Source organism: Actinomadura kijaniata NBRC 14229 (genome assembly GCF_001552175.1).
Taxonomy (GTDB): Bacteria; Actinomycetota; Actinomycetes; order Streptosporangiales; family Streptosporangiaceae; genus Spirillospora; species Spirillospora kijaniata.
In genome coordinates this window covers 15,490-36,581 of the sequence record NZ_BCQR01000013.1, presented here as the reverse complement: position 1 = coordinate 36,581, position 21,092 = coordinate 15,490, and the positions used below count along the sequence as shown (strand labels likewise).

At 70.9% G+C, this 21,092-nt stretch carries 26 protein-coding genes; 11 read left to right on the top strand and 15 right to left on the bottom strand.

Annotation, left to right across the window (positions count from 1 at the left end; translation table 11 throughout):
- The first annotated feature begins 28 nt into the window (after nucleotides 1–28).
- Nucleotides 29–946, top strand: a complete 918-nt coding sequence (locus tag AKI01S_RS05810) for a LysR substrate-binding domain-containing protein (protein WP_067812718.1) — start codon at nucleotides 29–31, stop codon at nucleotides 944–946.
- 216 nt (nucleotides 947–1,162) lie between these two features.
- On the opposite strand, the gene AKI01S_RS05805 is transcribed toward AKI01S_RS05810, so the two are convergent.
- Nucleotides 1,163–1,771, bottom strand: coding sequence for a TetR/AcrR family transcriptional regulator (locus AKI01S_RS05805; protein ID WP_067812717.1), 609 nt, complete (start codon nucleotides 1,769–1,771; stop codon nucleotides 1,163–1,165).
- A 274-nt stretch (nucleotides 1,772–2,045) separates the two neighbouring features.
- Between AKI01S_RS05805 and AKI01S_RS05795 the strand changes: the two genes are divergently transcribed.
- The 3 genes from AKI01S_RS05795 (at nucleotide 2,046) to AKI01S_RS05785 (ending at nucleotide 4,355) form a co-directional block, all read left to right on the top strand.
- Nucleotides 2,046–3,038: an aldo/keto reductase gene (locus AKI01S_RS05795; protein WP_067812715.1), complete on the top strand. Its 993-nt coding sequence runs from the start codon at nucleotides 2,046–2,048 to the stop codon at nucleotides 3,036–3,038.
- 52 nt (nucleotides 3,039–3,090) lie between these two features.
- A complete protein-coding gene (locus AKI01S_RS05790; RefSeq protein ID WP_067812714.1) occupies nucleotides 3,091–4,008 on the top strand; it encodes an LLM class flavin-dependent oxidoreductase in 918 nt (305 codons plus the stop codon).
- Between the two features lie 149 nt (nucleotides 4,009–4,157).
- On the top strand, nucleotides 4,158–4,355 hold the full coding sequence (locus AKI01S_RS05785; RefSeq protein ID WP_067812713.1) for a hypothetical protein: 198 nt from the start codon (nucleotides 4,158–4,160) through the stop codon (nucleotides 4,353–4,355).
- 180 nt (nucleotides 4,356–4,535) lie between these two features.
- Here AKI01S_RS05785 and AKI01S_RS05780 read toward each other — a convergent pair whose 3' ends face one another.
- From AKI01S_RS05780 to AKI01S_RS05765, 4 genes are all read right to left on the bottom strand, one after another.
- Entirely contained in the window at nucleotides 4,536–5,327 is a 792-nt protein-coding gene (locus AKI01S_RS05780) for an SDR family NAD(P)-dependent oxidoreductase (protein WP_067812712.1), read from the bottom strand.
- Nucleotides 5,328–5,344: 17 nt separating this feature from the next.
- Nucleotides 5,345–5,527 (bottom strand): hypothetical protein, encoded by a 183-nt coding sequence (locus tag AKI01S_RS05775; RefSeq protein ID WP_067812711.1) that lies wholly within the window; start codon nucleotides 5,525–5,527, stop codon nucleotides 5,345–5,347.
- Between the two features lie 170 nt (nucleotides 5,528–5,697).
- Nucleotides 5,698–6,051, bottom strand: a complete 354-nt coding sequence (locus AKI01S_RS05770) for an ArsR/SmtB family transcription factor (protein WP_067812710.1) — start codon at nucleotides 6,049–6,051, stop codon at nucleotides 5,698–5,700.
- A complete protein-coding gene (locus AKI01S_RS05765) occupies nucleotides 6,048–6,494 on the bottom strand; it encodes an SRPBCC domain-containing protein (RefSeq protein WP_067812709.1) in 447 nt (148 codons plus the stop codon). The genes AKI01S_RS05770 and AKI01S_RS05765 overlap by 4 nt, the downstream gene beginning before the upstream one ends.
- A gap of 827 nt (nucleotides 6,495–7,321) precedes the next feature.
- Here AKI01S_RS05765 and AKI01S_RS05760 point away from each other — a divergent pair.
- Nucleotides 7,322–7,975 (top strand): peptidoglycan-binding domain-containing protein, encoded by a 654-nt coding sequence (locus AKI01S_RS05760; protein WP_083998971.1) that lies wholly within the window; start codon nucleotides 7,322–7,324, stop codon nucleotides 7,973–7,975.
- Nucleotides 7,976–8,739: 764 nt separating this feature from the next.
- Here the strand turns inward: AKI01S_RS05760 and AKI01S_RS05755 are convergent.
- Nucleotides 8,740–9,354 (bottom strand): hypothetical protein, encoded by a 615-nt coding sequence (locus AKI01S_RS05755; RefSeq protein ID WP_157419686.1) that lies wholly within the window; start codon nucleotides 9,352–9,354, stop codon nucleotides 8,740–8,742.
- A gap of 373 nt (nucleotides 9,355–9,727) precedes the next feature.
- Here AKI01S_RS05755 and AKI01S_RS05750 point away from each other — a divergent pair, with 373 nt between their 5' ends.
- Nucleotides 9,728–10,363 (top strand): hypothetical protein, encoded by a 636-nt coding sequence (locus AKI01S_RS05750; protein ID WP_067812706.1) that lies wholly within the window; start codon nucleotides 9,728–9,730, stop codon nucleotides 10,361–10,363.
- A gap of 144 nt (nucleotides 10,364–10,507) precedes the next feature.
- Here the strand turns inward: AKI01S_RS05750 and AKI01S_RS05745 are convergent, their stop codons facing one another.
- Nucleotides 10,508–10,948, bottom strand: coding sequence for a hypothetical protein (locus tag AKI01S_RS05745; protein WP_157419685.1), 441 nt, complete (start codon nucleotides 10,946–10,948; stop codon nucleotides 10,508–10,510).
- On the opposite strand from AKI01S_RS05745, the gene AKI01S_RS05740 reads away from it, so the two are divergent.
- The gene (locus tag AKI01S_RS05740; protein ID WP_157419684.1) at nucleotides 10,941–11,900 is read left to right on the top strand and encodes a hypothetical protein; all 960 of its coding nucleotides are present in this window, start codon (nucleotides 10,941–10,943) and stop codon (nucleotides 11,898–11,900) included. The genes AKI01S_RS05745 and AKI01S_RS05740 overlap by 8 nt on opposite strands.
- 26 nt (nucleotides 11,901–11,926) lie before the next feature.
- Here AKI01S_RS05740 and AKI01S_RS05735 read toward each other — a convergent pair whose 3' ends face one another.
- The 3 genes from AKI01S_RS05735 to AKI01S_RS05725 all read right to left on the bottom strand — a co-directional run bounded on the left by AKI01S_RS05735 (nucleotide 11,927) and on the right by AKI01S_RS05725 (nucleotide 13,853).
- Nucleotides 11,927–12,814: a carbohydrate kinase family protein gene (locus tag AKI01S_RS05735; RefSeq protein ID WP_245681488.1), complete on the bottom strand. Its 888-nt coding sequence runs from the start codon at nucleotides 12,812–12,814 to the stop codon at nucleotides 11,927–11,929.
- A gap of 147 nt (nucleotides 12,815–12,961) precedes the next feature.
- Entirely contained in the window at nucleotides 12,962–13,402 is a 441-nt protein-coding gene (locus tag AKI01S_RS05730; RefSeq protein ID WP_067812703.1) for a hypothetical protein, read from the bottom strand.
- Nucleotides 13,403–13,412: 10 nt separating this feature from the next.
- Nucleotides 13,413–13,853, bottom strand: coding sequence for an ATP-binding protein (locus AKI01S_RS05725; protein ID WP_067812702.1), 441 nt, complete (start codon nucleotides 13,851–13,853; stop codon nucleotides 13,413–13,415).
- A gap of 142 nt (nucleotides 13,854–13,995) precedes the next feature.
- On the opposite strand from AKI01S_RS05725, the gene AKI01S_RS05720 reads away from it, so the two are divergent.
- Genes AKI01S_RS05720 through AKI01S_RS05710 form a run of 3 tightly spaced genes read left to right on the top strand, consistent with a single transcriptional unit; the run spans nucleotide 13,996 to nucleotide 15,831 of the window.
- Nucleotides 13,996–14,799: a helix-turn-helix domain-containing protein gene (locus tag AKI01S_RS05720; RefSeq protein ID WP_067812701.1), complete on the top strand. Its 804-nt coding sequence runs from the start codon at nucleotides 13,996–13,998 to the stop codon at nucleotides 14,797–14,799.
- A complete protein-coding gene (locus AKI01S_RS05715) occupies nucleotides 14,790–14,996 on the top strand; it encodes a DUF397 domain-containing protein (protein ID WP_067812700.1) in 207 nt (68 codons plus the stop codon). The genes AKI01S_RS05720 and AKI01S_RS05715 overlap by 10 nt, the downstream gene beginning before the upstream one ends.
- The gene (locus AKI01S_RS05710) at nucleotides 14,968–15,831 is read left to right on the top strand and encodes a 1-aminocyclopropane-1-carboxylate deaminase/D-cysteine desulfhydrase (protein ID WP_067812699.1); all 864 of its coding nucleotides are present in this window, start codon (nucleotides 14,968–14,970) and stop codon (nucleotides 15,829–15,831) included. The genes AKI01S_RS05715 and AKI01S_RS05710 overlap by 29 nt, the downstream gene beginning before the upstream one ends.
- On the opposite strand, the gene AKI01S_RS05705 is transcribed toward AKI01S_RS05710, so the two are convergent.
- Both AKI01S_RS05705 and AKI01S_RS05700 read right to left on the bottom strand, forming a co-directional pair.
- The gene (locus tag AKI01S_RS05705; protein ID WP_067812698.1) at nucleotides 15,821–16,225 is read right to left on the bottom strand and encodes a DUF5360 family protein; all 405 of its coding nucleotides are present in this window, start codon (nucleotides 16,223–16,225) and stop codon (nucleotides 15,821–15,823) included. The genes AKI01S_RS05710 and AKI01S_RS05705 overlap by 11 nt on opposite strands.
- Entirely contained in the window at nucleotides 16,222–16,755 is a 534-nt protein-coding gene (locus AKI01S_RS05700) for a TetR/AcrR family transcriptional regulator (protein ID WP_067812697.1), read from the bottom strand. Before AKI01S_RS05700 ends, AKI01S_RS05705 begins: the two co-directional genes overlap by 4 nt.
- 87 nt (nucleotides 16,756–16,842) lie before the next feature.
- Here AKI01S_RS05700 and AKI01S_RS05695 point away from each other — a divergent pair, with 87 nt between their 5' ends.
- Nucleotides 16,843–17,703 carry a hypothetical protein gene (locus tag AKI01S_RS05695; RefSeq protein WP_157419683.1) on the top strand — a complete coding sequence of 287 codons (861 nt, stop codon included), beginning with the start codon at nucleotides 16,843–16,845 and terminating at the stop codon, nucleotides 17,701–17,703.
- A 5-nt stretch (nucleotides 17,704–17,708) separates the two neighbouring features.
- On the opposite strand, the gene AKI01S_RS05690 is transcribed toward AKI01S_RS05695, so the two are convergent.
- From AKI01S_RS05690 to AKI01S_RS05680, 3 genes are all read right to left on the bottom strand, one after another.
- Nucleotides 17,709–18,725, bottom strand: a complete 1,017-nt coding sequence (locus AKI01S_RS05690) for an NAD(P)/FAD-dependent oxidoreductase (RefSeq protein ID WP_067812695.1) — start codon at nucleotides 18,723–18,725, stop codon at nucleotides 17,709–17,711.
- A 93-nt stretch (nucleotides 18,726–18,818) separates the two neighbouring features.
- Nucleotides 18,819–19,523, bottom strand: a complete 705-nt coding sequence (locus tag AKI01S_RS05685; protein WP_157419682.1) for a hypothetical protein — start codon at nucleotides 19,521–19,523, stop codon at nucleotides 18,819–18,821.
- Nucleotides 19,524–19,546: 23 nt separating this feature from the next.
- Nucleotides 19,547–21,091 (bottom strand): PucR family transcriptional regulator, encoded by a 1,545-nt coding sequence (locus AKI01S_RS05680; RefSeq protein WP_169813910.1) that lies wholly within the window; start codon nucleotides 21,089–21,091, stop codon nucleotides 19,547–19,549.
- Between the last annotated feature and the right edge of the window lies 1 nt (nucleotide 21,092).

Sequence of the window (21,092 nt, the reverse complement as noted above, 5' to 3'; positions counted from 1 at the left end):
CCTCTCCCGGTAAGAGGCTGAGCGAATCATGGTCGAGATCCGGCAGGCCCGGTACTTCGTCGCGGTCGCCGAGGAACTCCACTTCGGACGCGCGGCGCGGCGGCTGCAGATGTCCCAGCCACCGCTGTCCCAGGCGATCAAACAACTGGAACACCAGCTCGGCTGTGAACTGCTGCACCGCACCCAGCGGTCGGTCGCCCTCAGCCACGCCGGAGCCGTGTTCCTGAGCCACTGCCGCGCCCTGATCCGGCAGGCCGAGGAGGCCGAGGCCGCCGCCCGGCAAGCCGCCACCGGGCGCGGTGGACGGCTGAGCCTGGGCGCCGTCGCCTCGGCCTTCTCCTGGCCCCTGCCGCTCGTGCTGGAACGCTTCCACGCGGCCCTGCCGGACGTCGAGATCCGCACCCAGGAGATCGACACCCACGAGGCCGCGCGAGGACTGCTCGACCACTCGCTCGACTGGGCCATCGTGCGTCAGACCGCCCCCGTACGCGGCACCACCGCGACCTCGCTCTTCGCCGACCGGTTCGTCGCGGCCCTGCCCCCGCGCCACCCCGCCGCCGAGGCCACCGGCCCACTGGACCTGGCCGACCTCGCGGGCTCCCCGTGGGTATGGCTGCACCGCCACATCTCGCCCGACTACCACGACGCCATGGCGACCCTGTGCCGGGCGGCCGGCTTCAGCCCCGCCCCGGCCCACTGGGCGCGGTCGGTGACCTCACAGATCGCCATGGTCGAGTGCGGGCTCGGCGTCACCGTCGTGCCCGCCGCGGCGTCCGCGCCACGCCCCGCCGTCCGCTTCAGACCGCTCCGTCACGTGACGGCGACCATCGAACTCACCGCGATGACAAGATCCGACCCCGGCGCGCTGGCCGAACGCCTCACCGCCATCACCGTGCAACTCACCACGGAGCGGACACCGCCACCCACCGACCACCACAGACGGTGACGGCCGACGCGGAACGCCGACCGCGCGATCACCGGGCCTTGCCGGGGCCCGGGCGGTTCCGCCTCCGGCTCTGCCGAACTACCGGAATGACCACTCGATGTGCGTGGCCACGGCTGATGGTGGGCTGGTCGTAGCACCTGGGGCGCCCGGCGTTCCGGCATCGGCGACGCCGCCGCTCTCATCTGCCTCCGCCGACCCGCCGCGTGCGAGGACTCCTTATGCGGGAGGGGGCGCCTGGGAGGAGGTCGGCGGTGGGGTCAAACCGGTGAGAGCGGTGTCCACGATCGCGTTGATGTGCTCCTTGTCGGGGAGACGCTGGCGGATGAGATAGCGGTAGTAGATGGGGCCGTAAAGCAGTTCGACGACGAGGTCGGGAGCCAGGTCCGGGCGGATCTGGCCCTGGCGTTGCGCGAGCTGGATGCGCTGGATGGCGGCGGCCACCAGATGGCTGATGAGACGGTCCCACAGGGCGCGGGCGAGTTCGGGGTCCTGCTGGGCCTCGCCGATCAGCGCGGCGTAGTGGGGGCCGATGTCGGGGCTGGCGATACTGCCGGCGACGGTCACCATCTGCGTTTTGAGATCGGCGGCCACGTCCTCGGTGTGGGGGAAGGCGACGTCCGTCACGGCGGACACCAGCCCGTCCAGCAGGACGGCGGACTTGGAGGGCCACCACCGGTAGATCGTGTTCTTGCCGACTCCGGCGCGGGCGGCGATGCCCTCGATGCTGAGCTTGCGGTAGCCGACCTCACGGCAGAGGTCCAAAGCGGCCTGCACGATGGCCCTGGCTGACTCTTCGCTGCGGCGTTCCGGTCGTCGGGGTGACATGGCCTCAGGATAACCGTCAGGCGGCACGGATCGTTCCGTCTTGACTGCGCGCGAACGATGCGCGCATACTTCAGGCGGCACGGAGCGTTCCGTATCGCCAATGTGGCGGCGCGCCACGAACTCGACCCCCGTGTCCGGGAGCGGAGATCCATGAGCCACGCGGTGGCGGCCATCGGCGCAGGCCACGAGGGTCCCTCCGCTGTCCCGGCTGCGGATCCGTTCACCGGCCACCTCGTCGAGCAGCTCGACCCCACCCCCTGAAAGGTTGCAACACGTGGAGTACACCCGCCTTGGCCGCAGTGGCCTTTCCGTGTCCCGGCTCGTGCTCGGCACCATGAACTTCGGGCCCCAGACGGCCGAGAAGGACAGCCACACGATCATGGACCGTGCGCACGGGCACGGCATCAACTTCTTCGACACCGCCAACGTGTACGGCATGGAGCCGGGCGACGGCGTCACCGAAGAGATCATCGGCCGGTGGTTCGCCACCGGCGGCGGACGGCGCGAGAAGACCGTCCTGGCCACCAAGCTCTACCTCCCGACGGGCGACTGGCCCAACGAGAGGTTCCTGTCGGCGCTGAACATCCGGCGCGCGTGCGAGGCGTCCCTCAAGCGCCTGCGGACCGACCACATCGATCTGTACCAGATGCACCACGTCGACCGGGACACGCCGTGGGAGGAGATCTGGGAGGCGTTCAGCGTCCTGCGCCAGCAGGGCAAGGTGCTCTACTTCGGCTCCTCGAACTTCGCCGGTTGGCATATCGCGCAGGCGCAGGAGGCCGCCCGGTCCCGGCACTTCCTCGGCCTGGTCAGCGAGCAGTCGATCTACAACCTGATGACCCGCTGGGTCGAGTTGGAGGTGCTGCCCGCGGCGAGGCACTACGGGCTGGGCGTCATCCCGTGGTCGCCGCTGCACGGCGGAGTGCTCGGCGGCGTTCTCCGCAAGCAGAGGGAGGGCGGCGCCTCCCGGGGTGACTCGGGGCGCTCGGCCGCCACGCTCGCCCGGCACCGGGAGACCATCGAGGCGTACGAGAAGCTGTGCGCCGACCTCGGCGAGGACCCGGCCCACGTCGGGCTGGCGTGGCTGCTCGCGCAGGACGGCGTGACCGGGCCGATCATCGGACCGCGGACGGCCGAGCAGCTCGACGGCTCGCTGCGCGCGCTGCAGATCACGCTCGACGACGGGACGCTCGCCAAGCTGGACGAGCTCTTCCCTCCGCCCGCTCCCAACGGGGCCAAGCCCGCGCCCGAGGCGTACGCCTGGTGATCACATCCCGGCCCGGCCGGTGGAACGACCCCCTCGAACGAAAGGCAGAACCTTGACCGCACCGGAAGTCGCCTTCGGCTTCGGCACGCACCCCGGCATCGACGACGCGGAGGAGCTGCTGCGCATGGCGCGGCTGGCCGACCGCGCCGAGCTCGACCACTTCTCGCTCTCCGACCACCCCTACATCGGTGGCCGCCTGGACGCCTACGCCACGATCGGCTTCATCCTGGGGCGCACCCAGCACATCTCGGGCTTCGCCAACGTCACCAACCTGCCGACCCGGCCGGCCCCCATGCTGGCGCGGACGGTGGCATCGCTGTCGGCGCTGTCGGGCGGCCGCGTCGTGCTCGGCATGGGCGCGGGCGGGCTGTGGGACCGGATCTCCGACATGGGAGTGCCGCGGCTGTCGCCCGGCGATGCCGTGGACGCCTTCGAGGAGGCGATCGTCCTGGTCAAGATGCTCTCGGGCGGTGGCCCGCCGGTCACCTACCAGGGCCGCCACCACCAGGTGAACGAGATCGAGCCGTCTCCGGTGGCCGCGCCCCCGGTGTGGACCGGATCGGTCGGCCGAAAGTCCCTGGCCGCCACCGGCCGGGTGGCCGACGGCTGGATCCCCGGCCACGCGGCGGACTGGCTCAGCGAGCGGTACCGGGCGTCGCGCCCGGTCATCGACGAGGCGGCGGCGGCCGTGGGCCGCGATCCGCGTGAGATCCGCACGATCTTCAATTTCCCCGGGCGCGTCACCGACCGGCCGCTGCCCGCCACGCGTGACCGCGACGGCCGCTGGGTCGGCGGTTCCGTCGGCCAGTGGACCGAGGAACTGACCGGCGCCGTCCTGGAACACGGCGCGTCGGGCTTCACGCTCTTCTCGGCCAGTGGCGGAACACCCGACCTCGTCTCGCTCGGCCGCTGGGCCGACGAGATCGTCCCGGCCGTCCGCGAGGCGATCGCGAAGGAAGAACGCGGCTGAGCTCTCATGACGCTCACCGCGCCAGACCCGGGCTGTACGTCGTGTGAGCCCCGCACCGACTCTGGCATGGGTGCGGCTCATTCCCAGGGAAGTATCCGCCCGGCCCCCGGGCCTTGGAGGAGCTGCACCCATGCTGGCGGGCGCACACGATGACCGAGTTCACCACCGCTGGCAAGTCGAAGTTCCCGGCCGCCAACGATGAGCTCGCCGGGCCGGCAGATGACGCCCATCAGGAACCCGCGGACCGCCAGCACCACCCCGAAAGCCGGCATCGCCAGCGTGACGACGACGGCGACGGCCATGCCAAGGGTGGAACCCTCTGGCAGAGGTTCCAGGACCGCCCCTGACACGCCTATGGCGGGGAGGACGGCGATGCCGAGAAGCGCTTGGGCGATGCGGGTCACGAGCCTCGGCCGGAACGCCGGTTCGCTCGATGACAGCGCCGTCGCCGTCCGGCCTCGGGGAACGCGTCCCGGGCCGGACGGCGGTGGGCGTCAGGTGGAGCTGTCCAGGGTGGCCCGCGGGGGTCACACGTGCTTGGTCATGCCCCCGTCGATGAGGTACTCGTTGCCGGTGATGTTGCTCGGTGAGGCGAGGAACGCGATGAGGCGCGCCACCTCCTGCGACGTGCTGAGGCGGCCGGTGGTCACGCCGAACCCGCCCATCGCCTGCTCCACGAACGCCTCGTGGGGGACGCCCTGCTCCTTCGCCAGACGGCCGACGAAGCCGTCGGGGTCGGTCCACACGCCGGTGTCCACCGGTCCCGGCGACACGGTGACGGCCCGCACCCCCCGGTCTCCGAACTGCTCGGCGATCACCTTGGTGAGGGCGTTGAGCGCGGCCTTGGAGACGTTGTAGTCGGCGGGCCCGGCGGTGAGGTTGCGCGCCCCGACCGACGAGACATTGATGATCGTGCCCTTCCGTTCGATCAGGCTGGGAAGTGCGGCCCGGCTGGCTCGCAGCGCGCTGTAGAAGTGCAGGTCGAAGGTGTGCTCCCAGGCGTCGTCGGGCAGTTCGAGCAGGTTGAGGAGGACGCCCTTCGCGAAGTCGTCGGTGTCGCCGACCCCCACGTTGTTGACGAGCAGGTCGATGCCGCCGAGCTCGTCGACGGCCCTGTCGATGAGCCGGGCCGGTCCGTCGGCCGTGGCGAGGTCGACGGTCACGGGGACGGCGTCGGTCTCCTTCAGCTCCGCCGTGATGGTGCGCGAGCCGGTGACCACGCGCATCCCCTCGGCGAGCAGGGTGCGGACGAGGGCCAGGCCGATGCCCTTGCTGCCGCCGGTGACGACCGCGGTCTTGCCTGCCAGTTGCAGATCCACTGGGTGTTCTCCTTGTGTCATGGCCGCGGCGCGGCCAGGTCGGGTGCGGGCTGGTGCCGGTGCGGTCGGGGCTGTCCCACCCGTGGTCGCAGCCCGATCCAGACCAGGGCCACGCCGATGACCGTCACGGCCACGTTCACGCTCAGCGCGAGGCGGATGCCGGTGAGCTCGACGCTCCGGGTCGCGGCGACGGCGCTCATTCTGGAATCAGGGCAGGGCGAAGCCCGTCCACGGTCACGGGATCCCCGCGGCGATGAGCGCGGGTGAAGGACGGGTGTGGGCGCGGCGGCCGGGTGGCGACCGGGGGCACGCGCCATCGACCGGATCGGCCGGTTCACCGTCGGTCACGTGGGGAAACAGGGGCGGAGCGCTAGGGAGAGTCGCGCTCCGCCGCTTCGGCGATGCGTTTGATGTTCGCCAGCCGGCGGTCCCAGTCGGCTGCGAGCGAGGCCATCCACCGCGCCGTCGCGTCCAGCGCCGCGGGCCGCACCGCGTACCGCACCTCGCGTCCGACGCGGCTGCCGCTCACCAGCCCGGCGGCGTCCAGGGTGGCGAGGTGCTTGACCACCGCCTGGCGCGAAACGGGAAGTCGCGCGGCGAGCGTCGTCGCCGTGGCCTCGCCTTCCGCGGCGAGCAGATCGAGCAACTGACGTCGGGTCGGGTCGGCCAAGGCGGCGAGGACGCTGTCGACCGCCTGGACGTCGCCGCGGTGTTCGGCCGTCACACCGGTGGCTGCTCGGCGCGCTTCTTGAAGGCGTCGAACACCTGGGACCAGCCGATGGTGTTGAACCGCCATGCCTGGTCGCGCGACTGCTGGGTCGTGTTCAGGGCCGCGAACCCGCTCTCGACCACGCGCAGCCGCGTCCTGTCGCCTTCGGTGCTCAACGTGAACTCCACCAACGTGCTGTTGTCCTCACGCAACTCTTCTCCAGGGAACGCGCTCGTCCAACGGTAGGCCACGTACGTCGGCGGCTCGACCTTCTCCACACGCACCCGGACCTCGCCCACATGGGGATTGTTCGCGATCAGCGACGCGCCCTCCGTGGCCACGGTGCCCGACACGACCGCCTCTTCGGCCACCCAGAAACCGGGTTCGGCCACCAGCGACCACACCCGCTCCAGCGACGCCTCGATCAGGGTCTCACGTTCGATCCGGTCCTCGTTCATGAGGTGGCTCCGTTCTCGGTCCCCTTTAGTGCAACCCCAGAGTTGCACATGGATTTCCGAAGACGCAACCCTCCGGTTGCACTTCGGTCGGTGAGCACTCCATCGGGACGGTGCGCGCGCAGGCGCCGAACGACATCGCGTGGCGGCTCCGCACCGGAGTGACCTGGCGGAACGCACCTGGCCACCACGGTCGACGCCACCGAAGGCCCCGCCGGGATCAGAGGGATGGAAGAGTCCTCCCCGGCTACCCGGTGCCGACGGTCGGACGGCCCGCGAGTCGCGGCCAACCGGCGTTCGACGCGAGCCTCGGCGGCGCGCCACCCACCGCCGACCGGGGCGAACGACACCTCACTGATCCCGTAGCCGGTCCGGCTCCGGTGCGCGAACAGCGTGTCGTCCTCGACGAACGGCGACGTTCCGAACGACGACCCGGTGACGCGTTCCGCCGGGGGCAGGCGCCGGTCCCATGGGTCGGCGCGCTGACCACAGGCGTTCACCGGGCCCGACGCAGGTCAAATGATCAAGCGCCCCACTCCCCTGAGCGCAAGCGCGCCTGCCGGCGCGAGAGGGCGGCGTGAGCTCCACGTCCGCGGCGGGGTTCGGCGACCTCGACGATGCCGGTCCCTCCGCCCAGATCGCCGCTCGGCGCAGCACGATCGGCCATCCGCCGATCGCAGCGACCTAGCCGCAATTCGCCCCTCTGCGAATCCCGGTCAGGAATGCAAGCCATTCCGGCGTGGAGGGCCGCCGTCGCGATGGGCCCGGTCGGGTTTCCGGGAACAAGCGTCCGTGATGACACCTGAAGGCGGCGAAAGTATGACCGCCGGATGGCGCCGGATGCGGCCAGTCCGGCCGCCAACTGGCTTGATCACGGCCACGTCCCAATTCTCGAAAGACGCACATCGAGACAGGGGGCTCGCATGGCAAGGCTACGCACGTTCGTGACGACGTTGGTGGTGATGGTCCTGGCCGTCACCGCGGGCGTCGCGGGTGCGTCCGCGGCATCCGCTGACGGCCCGAAAACGTCACGAAGCATCCAGGCGAAAGTGGAGGCGCTTCCCTGGCCGACGCTCAAGGAAGGCGACGAACGCTGGGAGGTGGGCACGGCGGGCTGGCTGATGATGGCCTACAAGTACCTGGATCTTCCCGAGATCGAGGACACCTTCCATCCCAGTCTGACCAGGGCCGTGCAGGCGTACCAGAAGGACAGGAACCTCTCCGAGAACGGCCGGATCGGCCCGGAGACCTGGGAACACGTCCGCTCCGACCTCGGCACGGTCAGGCCGTCCACCAAGTACAGCCTCAAGGCCAGGGCCGTCCAGTACGCCCTGTACTCGCGCGGATACAAGGTCGCCCCCGACGGATACTTCGGTGCGAACACCACCAAGGCCGTCAAGGAATTCCAGAAGAAGGTCGGCATCGACGCGGACGGGCAGGTGGGTCCCATCACCTTCCGCGCGTTGATCTGCGGAGGAGCCTGACCCGAGAAGTGGCCCCGCGACCGTTGCGAAGACCAGCGGCCGCGGGGTCATCGTCTCCAGCGAGAGCGCCGACGAATTCCACAACGCGGAGCGGTGGTCCCCACCAATGCCGTCGGTCGCCCCAAGCCGGCCCCGCATACCGGGCGAACCTCACCAGGCCGGTAATGACCGACCACCGGGGAGGTATCCGGACTCCGGCCTGGAATTCGAGAAAGAGGCCAGGACTGGGAGATGCGGCACGGCGGCGTTCCGAACGATGCCCCGGTAACACGTTCAGGTGGCGTGCTCTGCTTGGTCCAGGCGCCCTCTGGCTGGATGGTCAGGTTCGGGCGTTCGGGCATCGCAACCGGGTGACGCGCCTCCCCAAACCGCCCACTGACGACAAAGGCCGCAACCGGTGACAAAGTCTCAGAATCGCCGAACGTAGCGAGAAATCTGACGACGATCCGGCCAGGCGTTCGGCATACCACCGTGCCACCGACGCCCGATATTCCACCGGTCACGTCCGGGTGGGCGCCCCGCCCGACTCCATGGGGACAGCCGGTGACCGCCTCGACAACACCGTCATGGAGTCATTTCGGGGAACGATGCAACAGGCGCTCTTGAGTGAACCGGGTGCTGGAATAGATCCTTCGGAAGGCATTCCCGCATTGAGGCTTACCCGAAGCCTCCCGCCGAGCGCCTGACCGGCTAGCGTTTCCGCAGGTCAGCCCGCCATTATGGACAGGGCAGGGGTTTCGGGTAAGCCTCGTTCAAATGCTCGGTCAGGCCTTGACGCAGAGGCCCTTCTTGCCCTTCTTGAAGGCCTTGATGATGCTGACCGGGTTCAAGGACGCCGACGGCGGGCTGTACCGCGGGGGGAACTTGACGTACACGTAGCCCTTGCCCTGGTAGCCGCGCTTGCTCGACACACAGGCGAGGTCGCCGCCGGTCTTGGCACTGCGGAAGCCCTTGTCCGTGCTTATCTTGCCCGCTCGGCGGCCATCGACCATCCGTGAAGCGACCGTGACGTGCGTCGCTCCGGCGCCCCCACCGGTGCAGGTGACCGACAGGTGAGCGTTGATCCTGCGCTTCTTCGAGCTCGCCCCGGGGTGCGGAGCGTCATAGTACTTGCCGCCCCGGTACGCGCCCTTGCAGGTGATGCGATCGGCAGCGGCGCTCTTGGCGCCGGGCGCGGTCGACCGGGCCGTGAAAGTGAAGACCTCCTCGCCGTCGGCGCTGGTGGAGGCCACGGGGCCCTGGGACAGTTCCGCTCCGAGGCTTCCAGCGGCGGGCGCGGCCGGAGAGCCGGTGCCGGCATAGGCGGGCGACGGAGAGAACGAGACCGCACCAACTACGAGCGCCGCGGAAAAGCAGGCCATCTTCGAGAGTTTCTTCATTCTGCCTCCTGATGCGTCCGAACAATCATGGGGAAAATATCAGGAGCCGATCACGTTCTCAACCGATAAACCGAGTACCACCTGAGGGCGATGGAAGTCGTCACGACACATCGGGTTGCTTCAACGGGTCCGCCTTCCCGAAGCCACCCCACCTCGTCGAGCGGCGAGGCGCGATAGCCGGCATGGCCGTGGACACGACACACTGTATCGACATACGAGGCCAGCGGATGAAGTAATTTTCAACAACTTCCCGCTCTCTAGGTAGAGCTGCAGGTCAGGCCGCAACACGCCTTCCGCGGTCATTCCATGACCCGCCCTCGCCGTCTCACAATCCGAGAATGCGAACGGCTCTGGGGCAATATAGGTTTGTCCCATGCTCGAACGCATCGCCCCGGATCAGCTCTCCTGGTTCGCCGCCTGGGTCGCCGCCTCGGCCGAACAGGCTGACGGCCCTCCGCTGCCGGCGGCCTACGACCACACGATCGCGGTGCTACACCCCGGTGCCGAACCGGCCACCAGCGACCTGACCGCGCCCTTCCTCGGACCGTCCTCCACCGAAGGACACCCGTCGGACGGGCAGAAGACCGTCCTTGAGCGGATCCTGCTCACCACCACCGGCCCCGACACCCCGGCCTGCCTGGCGTCCTATGACGCCGACCCCGGCTCCGGCACGGATCTCATCATCACTTCCACCGGTCCCGGTCCGGCGTCACCACCGGACGACGCCGTGTCCCCCGGCAGCCCCGGCGAGCCGCCGCTCGACGACCTCGCCGAGCGGGTGAGCGGGCACATCGCCTACTTCCTGGTCGCCGGCTCCCTCCAGGAGCTGCTGTACACCGCATGGGAGGCCCGCTGGGACTACGAGCAGCCCGTGACGGTGCTCTGGCCCGCCGACCGCACCTGGTGCCTGTCAAGCGACCCCGACCTCTCGTACACCGTGCTCGGCTGCGACCACGCGCTCGCCGCCCGCCTCCTCGCCGAGCCCGTCCTACGCGCACGACCGATGTGATCCGACAGTCGCGCTTCGTTTCCCGGGCTCCGCGGTCCAGACCGACGAGTGGATGTCGACGGGGGTCAGGTCGCGTCCGGGTGGGGCGACCGCGCCGTGAGCCGTGCTGCGGGTGCGGCTTGTTCGGTGGCGCATCTGCGCTGCTCACGGGTTCTGGGGTGAGAGGGCATCCTGGTCGGCTGGTGGTGCTTCTGCCTGGGGAATCAAGCTCCATCCCGCATGCGCCGACAGGAAGCTCTGGATCTCGTGGGCTCGGGCGATGGGGGCGGGGAGGTCGTCCGGTCGGGGCCGAAGAAGCTCCAGTAGCTCGTCCTGCAGCCGGGCGTCGAGTGTCGGGGCCTGCCAGCGGTCGATGGTGCCCTTGAAGAACAGCCAGGCCGAGAGCCGGGCGGCAGGGCATCGGCATGACCGCGGCAGTAGCTCCTCATGCTCCTCACCCCATGAGCCCACGTAGATGTGGGGTGCACGCCTGAGCGCCTCATCCAGCGTCGGGGTGGGCTCGTCCTTGCAGTTCCAGAAGATCCGAGCTTCCGCTTCGGGAACGGGGGCGGGCAGCGCGGCCAGCCACAGGCGGTACGTGATCACCTGCCCAGTCTGGAGCAAGGTCCGCCTGGAGGGTGCATGGCACCTGCTCGTCTCGGGGTTGCTCTATGGTGCCGTGGTGACGCGCTGGGATATGGACGACCTGACACCGGTCTGGAAGCTGATGGAGCGCGACGGTCGCGGTGACCAGGTACGCACGACCCTTGCCGAGGAGGATGCGGCGGCGGCGTGGGGCCTGGCCGCTGACTGGGCATGGGAGTACATCGACGGGACGCCTCACCGCGTTGTGAACCACGACCGGGATCGGCGGGCCGCCCTGGCCGACACGGTCTACGGTGACCCCCTCGAACGTGTCGGCGCGGTCCTGGCCGACGAGGGATTCAGCAAAGCCGTGGACACCGCGCTGTGGCCAGAAGCGTCGGGGGGCGGTGAGGGGGACCGCGTCCACCGGGTGGCCTTGTGGCACAGCGGCGACGGGTTGTTGGTGGAGACCGTGTACCGGGCGCCGGCGTTCTCGGCTGGCGCGGTGCGCGCAGAGGTCGACGCCGTGAGGCTGTACTGGGCCGGGCTGGTGCCCGTGCCCCGCACGCCGCCCTCCGAGCAGGGGTGGGTGGACGTTCCCCTGGACAGGTCCAGCCTCGCCTACGCGATCTACACGCTGCACGAGGGCCCCTCGGTTCCACACGACGAGCTGGATCTGCCGTTGAGGCTGCTTCCAGGTGGCCCGGACGGCGCTTGTCTGGTCCGGAAGGCCGGAGCGTCCTACGTCGATCACGCGTTGCGGGTGCACCTGGCCGCGCTGCGCGCCAGCACGCGACTGATCGTGCCTTGGCCCGACCCTGTTGTCGGTGTGCTGGGCGGCACCGCCGGACATCGCAACGGCGATGAGGCGGCCCATGCCAACACCCTGCGGATCATCGGCATGCTTCCGGCCGAGGTCCGGGAGCGCTTCGGGCAGATCGCCCCCGCCTCGTCCGCCGGCAGGGTCCTCTGACGGCGGTCGGGCGGGAGGGCGTGGCTCTACCGATCGGCGAAGCGTCCCACCAGCTCGTCCGCGGTGATCAGCGACTGGTGCGTTCCGGCCGCGCCGCAGGCGTGCAGCCCGGCGATGGCGCCGTAGCGGACGCATTCGGACGGCGGCCGCCCGGTCAGGCGGCCGAAGAGGAACCCGGAGACGAACGCGTCGCCCGCCCCGTTGCTGTCGACGACGGGACCGCGCTCGGCGGCGAAGCGCTGGACCGTCCCGCCCCGCCGCAGGTAGGAGCCGCCGCGCTCGCCGTCGGTGGCCACCGCGACCTGCGCGCGGCCACGCTCGACGATGTCGGTCAGCACGGCGTCGACCCGCTCGCCGAGCCGGGCGGCGCTCAGGAACACGATGTCGCAGCCGTAGGCGAAGTCGCGGTGGTAGGGGTTCTCACCGTCCCAGTCGTGCAGGTCCGTGGAGACGGGCAGGCCGAGCCGCCGTACGTCCGGGAGCAGGTGGCGGGCGTAGTCGACGATCGACAGGTGCACGTGACGCGCGTTCTCCAGGAACGGGCGGTAGAACGGCTCGGGCATTCGCTGGTCGGGAACGTCGCGGGCGTCGTAGAGGGAACTGCGCCGCCCCTTGCCGTCCACCAGGTTGACGGCGCGGCGGGTGCCCGCCGGGGAGATCTGCCAGGAGAAGGCCAGGCCGCGTTGCCGGTGGTGCTCGACGATGAGGCGGCCGTGGCGGTCGTCACCGATGAAGTCGATCAGCCGCGCGCGCAGGCCGAGGGCGTGGCAACCGAGGGCCACGCCGTTGCCGGTGTGGCCGACGTACTCCTCGATCGGCGGCACCGCCACCGAGTCCGCGAACGGGACGGGCAGCTCGGGGACCCTGACGATGGTGTCGATCCCCGCGCCACCGACCACCAGGACGTCGTGCACGCGACCCTCCTCACACAGGAACCGGCGTTTCTCAGCAAGGGATGATGCGGACCGCGTAGCCATGCGGGCCGATGCGACCGGTGGTCGCTCCTCCTGGAGGAACCGGCGCGGCCACGTTACGAACTTGCAGCCACCTTGCGCAAGATTTCAGAAAGAGGAGCGGGGCACGGATGCGTCGTCCTGCTCGCGGATGCGTTCCGCCCAGTACTCGGGGAGTTCGTGGTAGGCGATGTCCAGGCCGACGATCCAGACGCGTGGCTTCGCGTCCGGGCCGTTGTCGGACCAGTGGCGGTTCACCTGGGCGACCGCCTCTTCGTGGGTGATGCCAAGGTCGGTCGCCAGCGCTTCGGCCACCTCGCGGCAGAACTCCAACGCCTCCGCGTCCCCGGCGCAGGGGTACTCCCCTTGGGAACGCAGCATCGACTCGTGGACCAGGTACTCCCGCTTCCCGTAGGGCGCGGGGCGAACGCGGATCGCGTCGCGCACCTCGTTCTCGGCGAGCCCGTACTCCGCCAGCAGCCTGTCCAGGTACTCGCGTGGCCCGATGCTCACGTAGCCGTCGTCGGAGAAGTCAAAGGGCTCGCCCATTCCGCGAGTATCACCCAGGCGAGGGGTGGTCCGGCCTCTCCCCCAGCACGGCATAGACGGCCTTTCCGCCCGACGACAGGTGGTGGAACCCCCAGGAGCGGGTGATCAGCTGGATCGTCGCCAGCCCCCTGCCGGAGAACTCGGTGAGCGTGAACGGCTTCACGTACGGCTCGGCCGCGCTCGTGTCGCGGACCTCCACCACCGGGCCGTCGTGCGAGAGGTAGAGGCGCACCAGGACGGGGCCGCCGGGCTCGGAGCCGTGCCGGTAGGCGTTGGTGACCAGTTCGGAGATGACGAGCAGGCCGGTCCCGCAGTCATCGAGCGCCTTGGCCTCGAACCAGCGCCGCGCGAAGTCACGCGCGGTCTTGATGCCCTCCGGAACGGCGGCGATCACCAGCGTGGACGGGTCGGTGACGGGAACGGGCGGCGTGCTTTCCTGCGCTGTGGCCATGGCGGGTGCCTTCGCGTGAGGTTTTCGGCTATTGCCACCTCTAGTTAGACACCCATCACGTACCGTGTCGGTTAACCAGACCTGATGGACCACAAGCCGAAAGTTCGAGCTTGTTTGGTTAATCCAGTGAAAGGATCGCGGCATGGCCGCCCGGCGTCCCCGCCCCACGCCACAGCCTGCCCTCCAGGCGTTCGGCCGCCAGATGCGGCGCTATCGCGAGCAGGCGAACCTCCTCCAGCAGGCCGTGGCGTCGCGCACCAACACGACGACCTCGTTCGTGTCGCAGGTGGAGACGGGCAAGAAGCGCTGCCAGCGTTCGTTCGCCGCGACGGTCGATCAGCTGACCGGGGCGGGCGGCGCGCTCCTCGACCTGTACGACGATCTGAACAGGGACGGCTCGCCCGTGCCGCTGTGGTTCGACTGGCCCGAGGTCGAGCAGGAGGCCGTCACGCTCACCACCTACCAGCACTCGATGATCCCCGGCCTGCTCCAGACTCCGGAGTACGCCGGCGCTTCGCTGCGTTCCGAGGAGAAGAGCGCGGCGCGCATGGCGCGGCAGCAGATCCTCACCCGTGACAGCCCCGCTCCCACCACGCTCGTCGCGCTCGTCGACGAGCAGGTGCTTCACCGTCCTGTCGGCTCCTCCGAGGTCATGCGCGCGCAGTTGGAGCACCTGATCGCCATGAGCGAGCGTCCCAACGTCACGGTGCAGATCGTGCGCAGCAGCGGCGAGCACAACGGCAACGGGGGCGCGTTCGTGGTCGCGACGATGGAAGATCGGAGCGAGGTAGCGTATATGGAAATGACCATCCGGGCCATCACGACGGACTCCACCGACGATCTCGCGGCCCTCGCGCTCACGCTGATCGATCTGCGGTCACGCGCACTGCCTGCGGACATGTCCCGCGACTTCGTCAGAAGGGTGATTGAAGACCGATGGACCTGAGCAGGGTTCAATGGCGCAAGTCAACGCGTAGCGCGCCCAACGGGGGCGACTGCGTGGAGTTGGCGTTCGCTCACACCAGGGTCGCCATCCGCGACAGCAAGGACCCCGGCGGTCCCGTCCTCGTTGTCGGAGGGAACGGCTTCCGGCTTCTCACGGAGAGCATCAAGCGTGACGGTGCGGGTTCCGTCGGCGGTTGAGGAGGTTCGGGACGGGCGGCTGGAGCGGGTCGGGGTCCGGCTGTCGTTGAAGCGGGACGACCTCGTCCACCCGGACCTGCCCGGCAACAAGTGGCGCAAGCTCAAGTACAACCTCCGGGCCGCCTCCGAGCAGGGGCACCGCACGTTGCTGACGTTCGGCGGGGCCTACTCCAACCATCTGCGCGCCACGGCGGCGGCCGGGAGGATCTTCGGGTTCGGCACCGTCGGGATCGTGCGCGGGGAGGAGCGCCTTCCGCTCAACGAGTCGTTGGCGTACGCGGTCGCGCAGGGCATGAGGCTCGACTACATGGACCGGGGCACCTACCGGCGCAAGACCGAGCCGGACGTCGTCGCCTCTTTGCGCGAACGGTGGGGCGACTTCTATCTCGTCCCGGAGGGCGGCAGCAACGCGCTGGCGGTGCGGGGATGCGCCGAGCTGGGAGCCGAGGTCGATCCGTCGTTCGACGTCGTGTGCTGCGCGGTCGGGACCGGCGGAACGCTCGCGGGCCTCGCCGCCGGGCTCGACCCGCATCAGCGGGCGCTGGGCTTCGCCGTCCTGAAGGGCGGCGCGTTCCTGAACGAGGACGTCGAGCGCCTGCAACGTGAGGCGTACGGGGAACGCCGGGGGAACTGGAGCATCGACACCGGCTTCCACTTCGGTGGCTACGCCCGGCGCGACGAGGAGCTGGACGCGTTCGTCGCCGACTTCCAGCGGCGGCAGGGGCTGCTGCTGGACTGGGTGTACGTCGCGAAGATGCTGGCCGGTGTCCACTCGCTCGCGGAGCGCGGCGCGTTCCGCGAGGGCACCCGGGTGCTCGCGGTGGTCACCGGCTGACCGGTGCGTGTTCGCCGCCTCGCGCCAGAACGACGAGCGCGGGCAGCGGGAACAGCAGCAGGAACAGGTTCGGCAGCCACCACGCCAGGGTGAAGTCGCCGCGCAGCGCCCAGAACGCGATCGCCTGCAGTCCGGCCGTGCTCGTCAGCGTGAGGGAGACCGTCATGAGCGGGCGCTGTGCCGCGCGGGCGCACAGCGACGCCAGGCCCGTGAGGCTCGCGGCCAGGTCGAGCGGGACGAACGAGTGGTTCCAGTCGCTCAGGATCGGGTTCGTGTAGTCGCGGTAGGCGTACTCCGGCGGGATCAGGCCCGCGAACACCACCGCCCAGTACAGCAGCAGCCCGACGTCGGTGATCAGCATGGCGGTCTTCGTCGGGCCGAGGACGCGGCTCATCGGGCCTCCTGCCCGATCATGGCGTCCAGCCGGGCGCGGACCTGCCGGTGCAGGTCGTCGCGGGGCGGGGCCAGGTCCAGCAGCCGCGCCATCCACCAGCCGTCGACGGCGAGCCGGACCAGGGAGGCCGTGGCCGGGTCGAGGCCGTCGCCGGCCAGGCGTTCCTGCCAGATCCGGTAGCAGCGCCGCAACGCGTCGAGCACTTCGGGGCCGCCGGACAGCCCGGCCAGCATCGCGACCGCGACCCGGTCGCCATGGGCTTTCGCGGGGACGTCGTCGGGCGGGATCGTGGCGTCCAGCCAGGCGCGGGTGAACGTGCCCGGCGGCGACCCCGGCGGCGGAAGCTCGGCCTCGAAGCGTTCCACCAGCCGGTCGAGCACCCCCTCCAGCAACGCCTGCTTGGTCCGGAAGTGGTGCAGCAGTCCGCCCTTGCTGACCCCGGCCTCAGCCGCGACCGCGTCCAGCCGGATCGCGTCGGCCCCGCCCGCCGCCAGTATCCGTTCGACCGCGTCCAGAATCCGATCCCGCATCGTTCCCTCCCGACCGTCCAGACGGTCGGTACATTAGCCAGAAAAATACCGTCACGTCCAGAAGGTCCACGCGGCAGAATCGCCTCCGTGGGAGGTGGGCACGCGCACTACGTGATCCTGGACCGCGACGGCCCGCGTGTCTGGTCGCGCGACCGTGGAGCGCACTCGCTGCTGGGAGACCTTCTCAACGGTCCGGAGCGCACGGTCGCGTTCATCCGCGACCAGCGGGGCGGCACTCCGGACTTCTGGATGAACGCGGTGTGGTGGACCGGCTTCGCCCTGCTCGACCTCCGTCGCCGTCTCCTGCTTGTGCACACCGTTGAGGACATCCCCGGCTACGAGCCCGGGACCTCGGTACTGGAGATCCGCGCCTGGCTGGAGCTCGCGGAGAACGCGTGGCCCCGTTGGCGCGTGGCCTGGGCGACGCGGGGGCTGTACGAGGTCATGGACCGCCTCGGGCTGCCCTACGACACCGTGCGCTATCTCGACGACCCCCTCTCGCTGCCCGCCGGGCAGTGGGCGTCCGCGCCGGTGGACGACGACGACCCGTCGACGGTGGCCGGCACGGTCATCGCCGTGCGGGACGCGACCGGTCGGCTGTCGTTCGGCGGCTGGTGGGGCGGCTGCCTGGCCGAGCCGCTGATGGCCGGGCCCGCGCCGCTGCTCACCCCGCAGGACGAGGCCACGCCCTGCGCGGTGCTGGCGGCCGTTCCGCGCGGCGGCGCGCTGCTCGACGCCCGCGAACGCCGTCTGGACTGGTGGTCGGTCGACTGCCCGATGGACCTGCGGCGGCTGGACGACGCCTGGCGCGGCTGGACGCTGACCGACCACGGCGACGCCTTCGAGGAGGTCGCCGCCCTCACCGGCCCCGACCTCCTCCTGGAGTCCGCGCCCCGGGAGGAGGTGCTGCGACGCGTCCGGGCGGCGCTGGGGGTCCGCGCGCCGTGAGCCGCTTACCGGCCGTGCCGTCGGGCGCTGACCTCGGCCTCGATCCGCGCCGAGAACGGCTCCTCGGAGCGGGCGCGGTGCTCGGCGACCGCCCGTTCGACCTCCTCGGCGATGAGGGAGGCGTTGAGGGCGCCCGCGGCCGTCAGCCCCGCCGCGGCCGAGCCGATGACCTGGCCGAACGGGTCGGCCGCGTTGCCCGCGACGAACACCCCGGGCACGGGGGTGGCCCCGGTCGCGTCCGCCTCGACGCGGGTGCCCATGACGAAGTCGCCCATCCGGTGCTCGACCGGTTCGAGCCCGAGGCCGGTCAGGAAGTCCGCGCGCGCGTCGAGCCTGGTGCCGACCGCCAGCGCGGCGCAGGGCAGAACGCGGCCGTCGGCCAGGCGCGCCCCGGTGAGACGGTCTCCTTCGGTGAGAAGTTCGGCGATCGGCCCGTCGGTGACCTCGACGCCCCGCGCGGCCAGTCCCTCGGCCTGCTCCGGTCCGAGTCGCGTGCCCGGTTCCAGCACCAGCGTGACGTCGTCGCTGAGCTGCCGCCACATCTGCGCCACGTGCGCCGCCATCGGGTTGGTGCCGTAGACGACGATGGCCCGGTCGCGGACCTCCCAGCCGTGGCAGTAGGGGCAGTGCAGGACGTCGCGTCCCCACCGCTCCCGCATCCCCGGCACGTCCGGCAGGCCGTCGACCACTCCGGTGGCGACCAGCAGCCGGCGCGCCCGCAGTGCGCGCCCGTCGGCCAGTTCGACCGCGAACCCCTCGTCCGCCCGCCGGGCCGCGACGACGGTGCCCTCGACGACCTGTCCGCCGTACCCGGCCAGCTCGCGGCGACCGGCGGCCAGCAGCTCGGCCGGGGGGATCCCGTCGCGGGACAGGTAGTTGTGCACCCCCTCGGCGGGCGCGTTGCGCGGCTGCCCGGCGTCGACCACCACCACGCGGCGGCGGAACCGGCTCAATGCCACCGCCGCGGACAGTCCGGCGGCGCCTCCGCCGATGACGACCGCGTCCATGACCTGCTCACTCATTGCTCTCGACACGAGAACCACCTCCACCTCGACCCTGCGTGATCGATGCGGAAGAGGCAAACCTTCTTGCCGAACCGGCAACAAACGATCAAGTCAGTCGTCGATCTCCTCGAACGTGAAGGTGGAGCCGTCCTTCGTCCACACCGCGTAGGAGTAGGTGATGGAGCCGGGGTCGCGCGTGTAGCAGCGGTACCTGAGCTTGACCCCCTTCCCGCCCGTCTCCTTCGGCGTGGGCGGGATGACCTCCGCGTCCCCGGGGATGGTGTCGCACCGGACGTGGTGGCCCTCGCGGCGTTCCCGTTCGGTGCGTCCCCAGAACGCGTTGTGCAGGTGCCTGGTCGTCACGAAGTAGGCCCGCGGTTCCAGCCTGTACTTGCACCACCGCATGGTGTCCCAGGAGGTGCAGCCCTGGTTGAGGACGGCGATGGTCACCTGCTTGCCCTTGTAGGTCACGACGCAGTCGTCCGGGCAGGCGACCTTGACGTCGGTGTCGCAGGTCATGCCCACCGCGTCCCCCCACGCGTCGTGCTCCAGTTGCGCCCGCCGGTTGAGGCGCTTGTCCTTCGGCAGGGGCGGAACGATGTGGCCGAAGCACTTCGGCGAGGGCTGGACGACCTTCTGGGTGGCCGCCTCGCTGTAGGGAACCGGCGGGTCCCATCTCAGGAACGACACCACGGCCCACACGAGACCGCCGATCAGTCCCAGCCCCAGCAGCATGACCAGGCATCCGCACGCCATGGCCCACTTGCCGGGCTCCTTCTGGTCCCCGGTGTTCGCCGGTGTCTCCGCAGCGCCCATACGACGGCATTCTGGCAAAGGGATCAGCGGCGGCGTTCCCATTCCGCCAGGCGCAGGGCCAGGAACAGGTCCACCCGGTCCGGGAAGCGGCTCAGGTCCCGGCCGGTCAGCTCCTCCACCCTCCGCATCCGGTAGCGGACCGTGTTCACGTGGACGTGGAGGTCGGCGGCGCAGCGCTGCCAGGAGCCCGAGTGGGACAGGAACGCCGACAGCGTGTCCAGCAGCCGCGCGTTGTGGCGGGCGTCGTACGCCTCCACCGCGCCGATCAGGCCCTCGCGGAAGCGGCGGCGGATGCCGCGGGGCATCGCGGCGATCAGCAGGTCCACCGAGTCGATGTCGTCGCCGCTGGTCACAGCCGCGGTGTCCGGGCGCAGCGCGGCCAGGCGGCGGGCGTTGCGGGCCTCCTGGAGCGCCTCGCGCGGGCCCAGGCCGCGCGAGGCCGTCCCGCTGACGCCGACGGTCAGGCGGCGGCCCGGGAGGGCGGCCGCCAGGAGGCGGGCGGCGGTGCGCAGGCGCGGGGCCGGGTCGGGATCGGCGGGGACCAGGGCCAGGGTCTCCCCGTCCCACTCGGTGATCGCCGCCGGGGCCAGGCCGTGCAGCAGGAACGCCGCCACCGCCGGGCCGTCCGCGCCGGTCACCGCGACCGACACGGCCGTCAGCGGCATCGTCAGGCCGAGGTCGGCGCGCAGTTCGCCCAGTTCGCGGGGGGAGCGGTCGTCGGTGAGCAGGCCCCGGACCAGGCGCGCGGCCGGGACGCGCCGGGCGGCGGCGCGTTCCTCCTCGCGGGCGGCGTGCAGCGCGACCGCCGCGGCCAGGTCGGCGGCGACCGGGCCGAGGTCGAGGCCGGGGTCCCCTCCCGTCTCCACCGCCAGGAAGCGGGACCGGGGGGTGGGCGTGAGCGGGTGCAGCGCGAACGCGCGCCCGGCGTGCCGGGCCCGGCGCGGCTGGCAGCCCGAACGGTGGAACCGGGCCGTCAGCGTCTCGGCCAGCGCGGGCGGCAGGGGACGGGAGGCCGCCAGCGTCTCGCCGGTGGAGCCGAGGATCCAGCAGGGCCGCCCCAGCTCCCCGGCGACGATCGCCAGCGGCGCGGTCAGGTCGCCGCTCGCGGCGACGGCCGCCAGCAGCGCGCCCCGGTCGGCCGGGCTCCCCCGCCGGTCGGTCATCACCCGGCGGGTCAGCGCCGCGAACGACACCTCGGCGGGCACCTCCAGCAGCGGCAGCCCGTGCCGGGCGCACGCCTCCACCAGGTCGCCCGGGACGCCGCCGAGCGCCGCCGCGCCCGCCGCGACGCCGACCGCGCCCCGGGCCGCGACGGCGGCCGCGAACACCTCGGAGTCGGCGGGCCTCCGCCGCCACATCAGCCCGGTCAGCACCAGCTCCCCGCCCGCCAGGTAGCGGCCCGGGTCGCGCAGGTCGGTGGTGAACACCCAGCGGACCGTGCGGTCCAGCAGGTCGCCGCCGGTCAGCACGCGCAGCCCCAGGCCCTCGGCGGACACGAGCCGGGCCAGCGTCGGCCCGCCCAGTGTCGGTCCACCCGGCGTCGGCCCGCCCGGCCGTGGCCCCGCCACG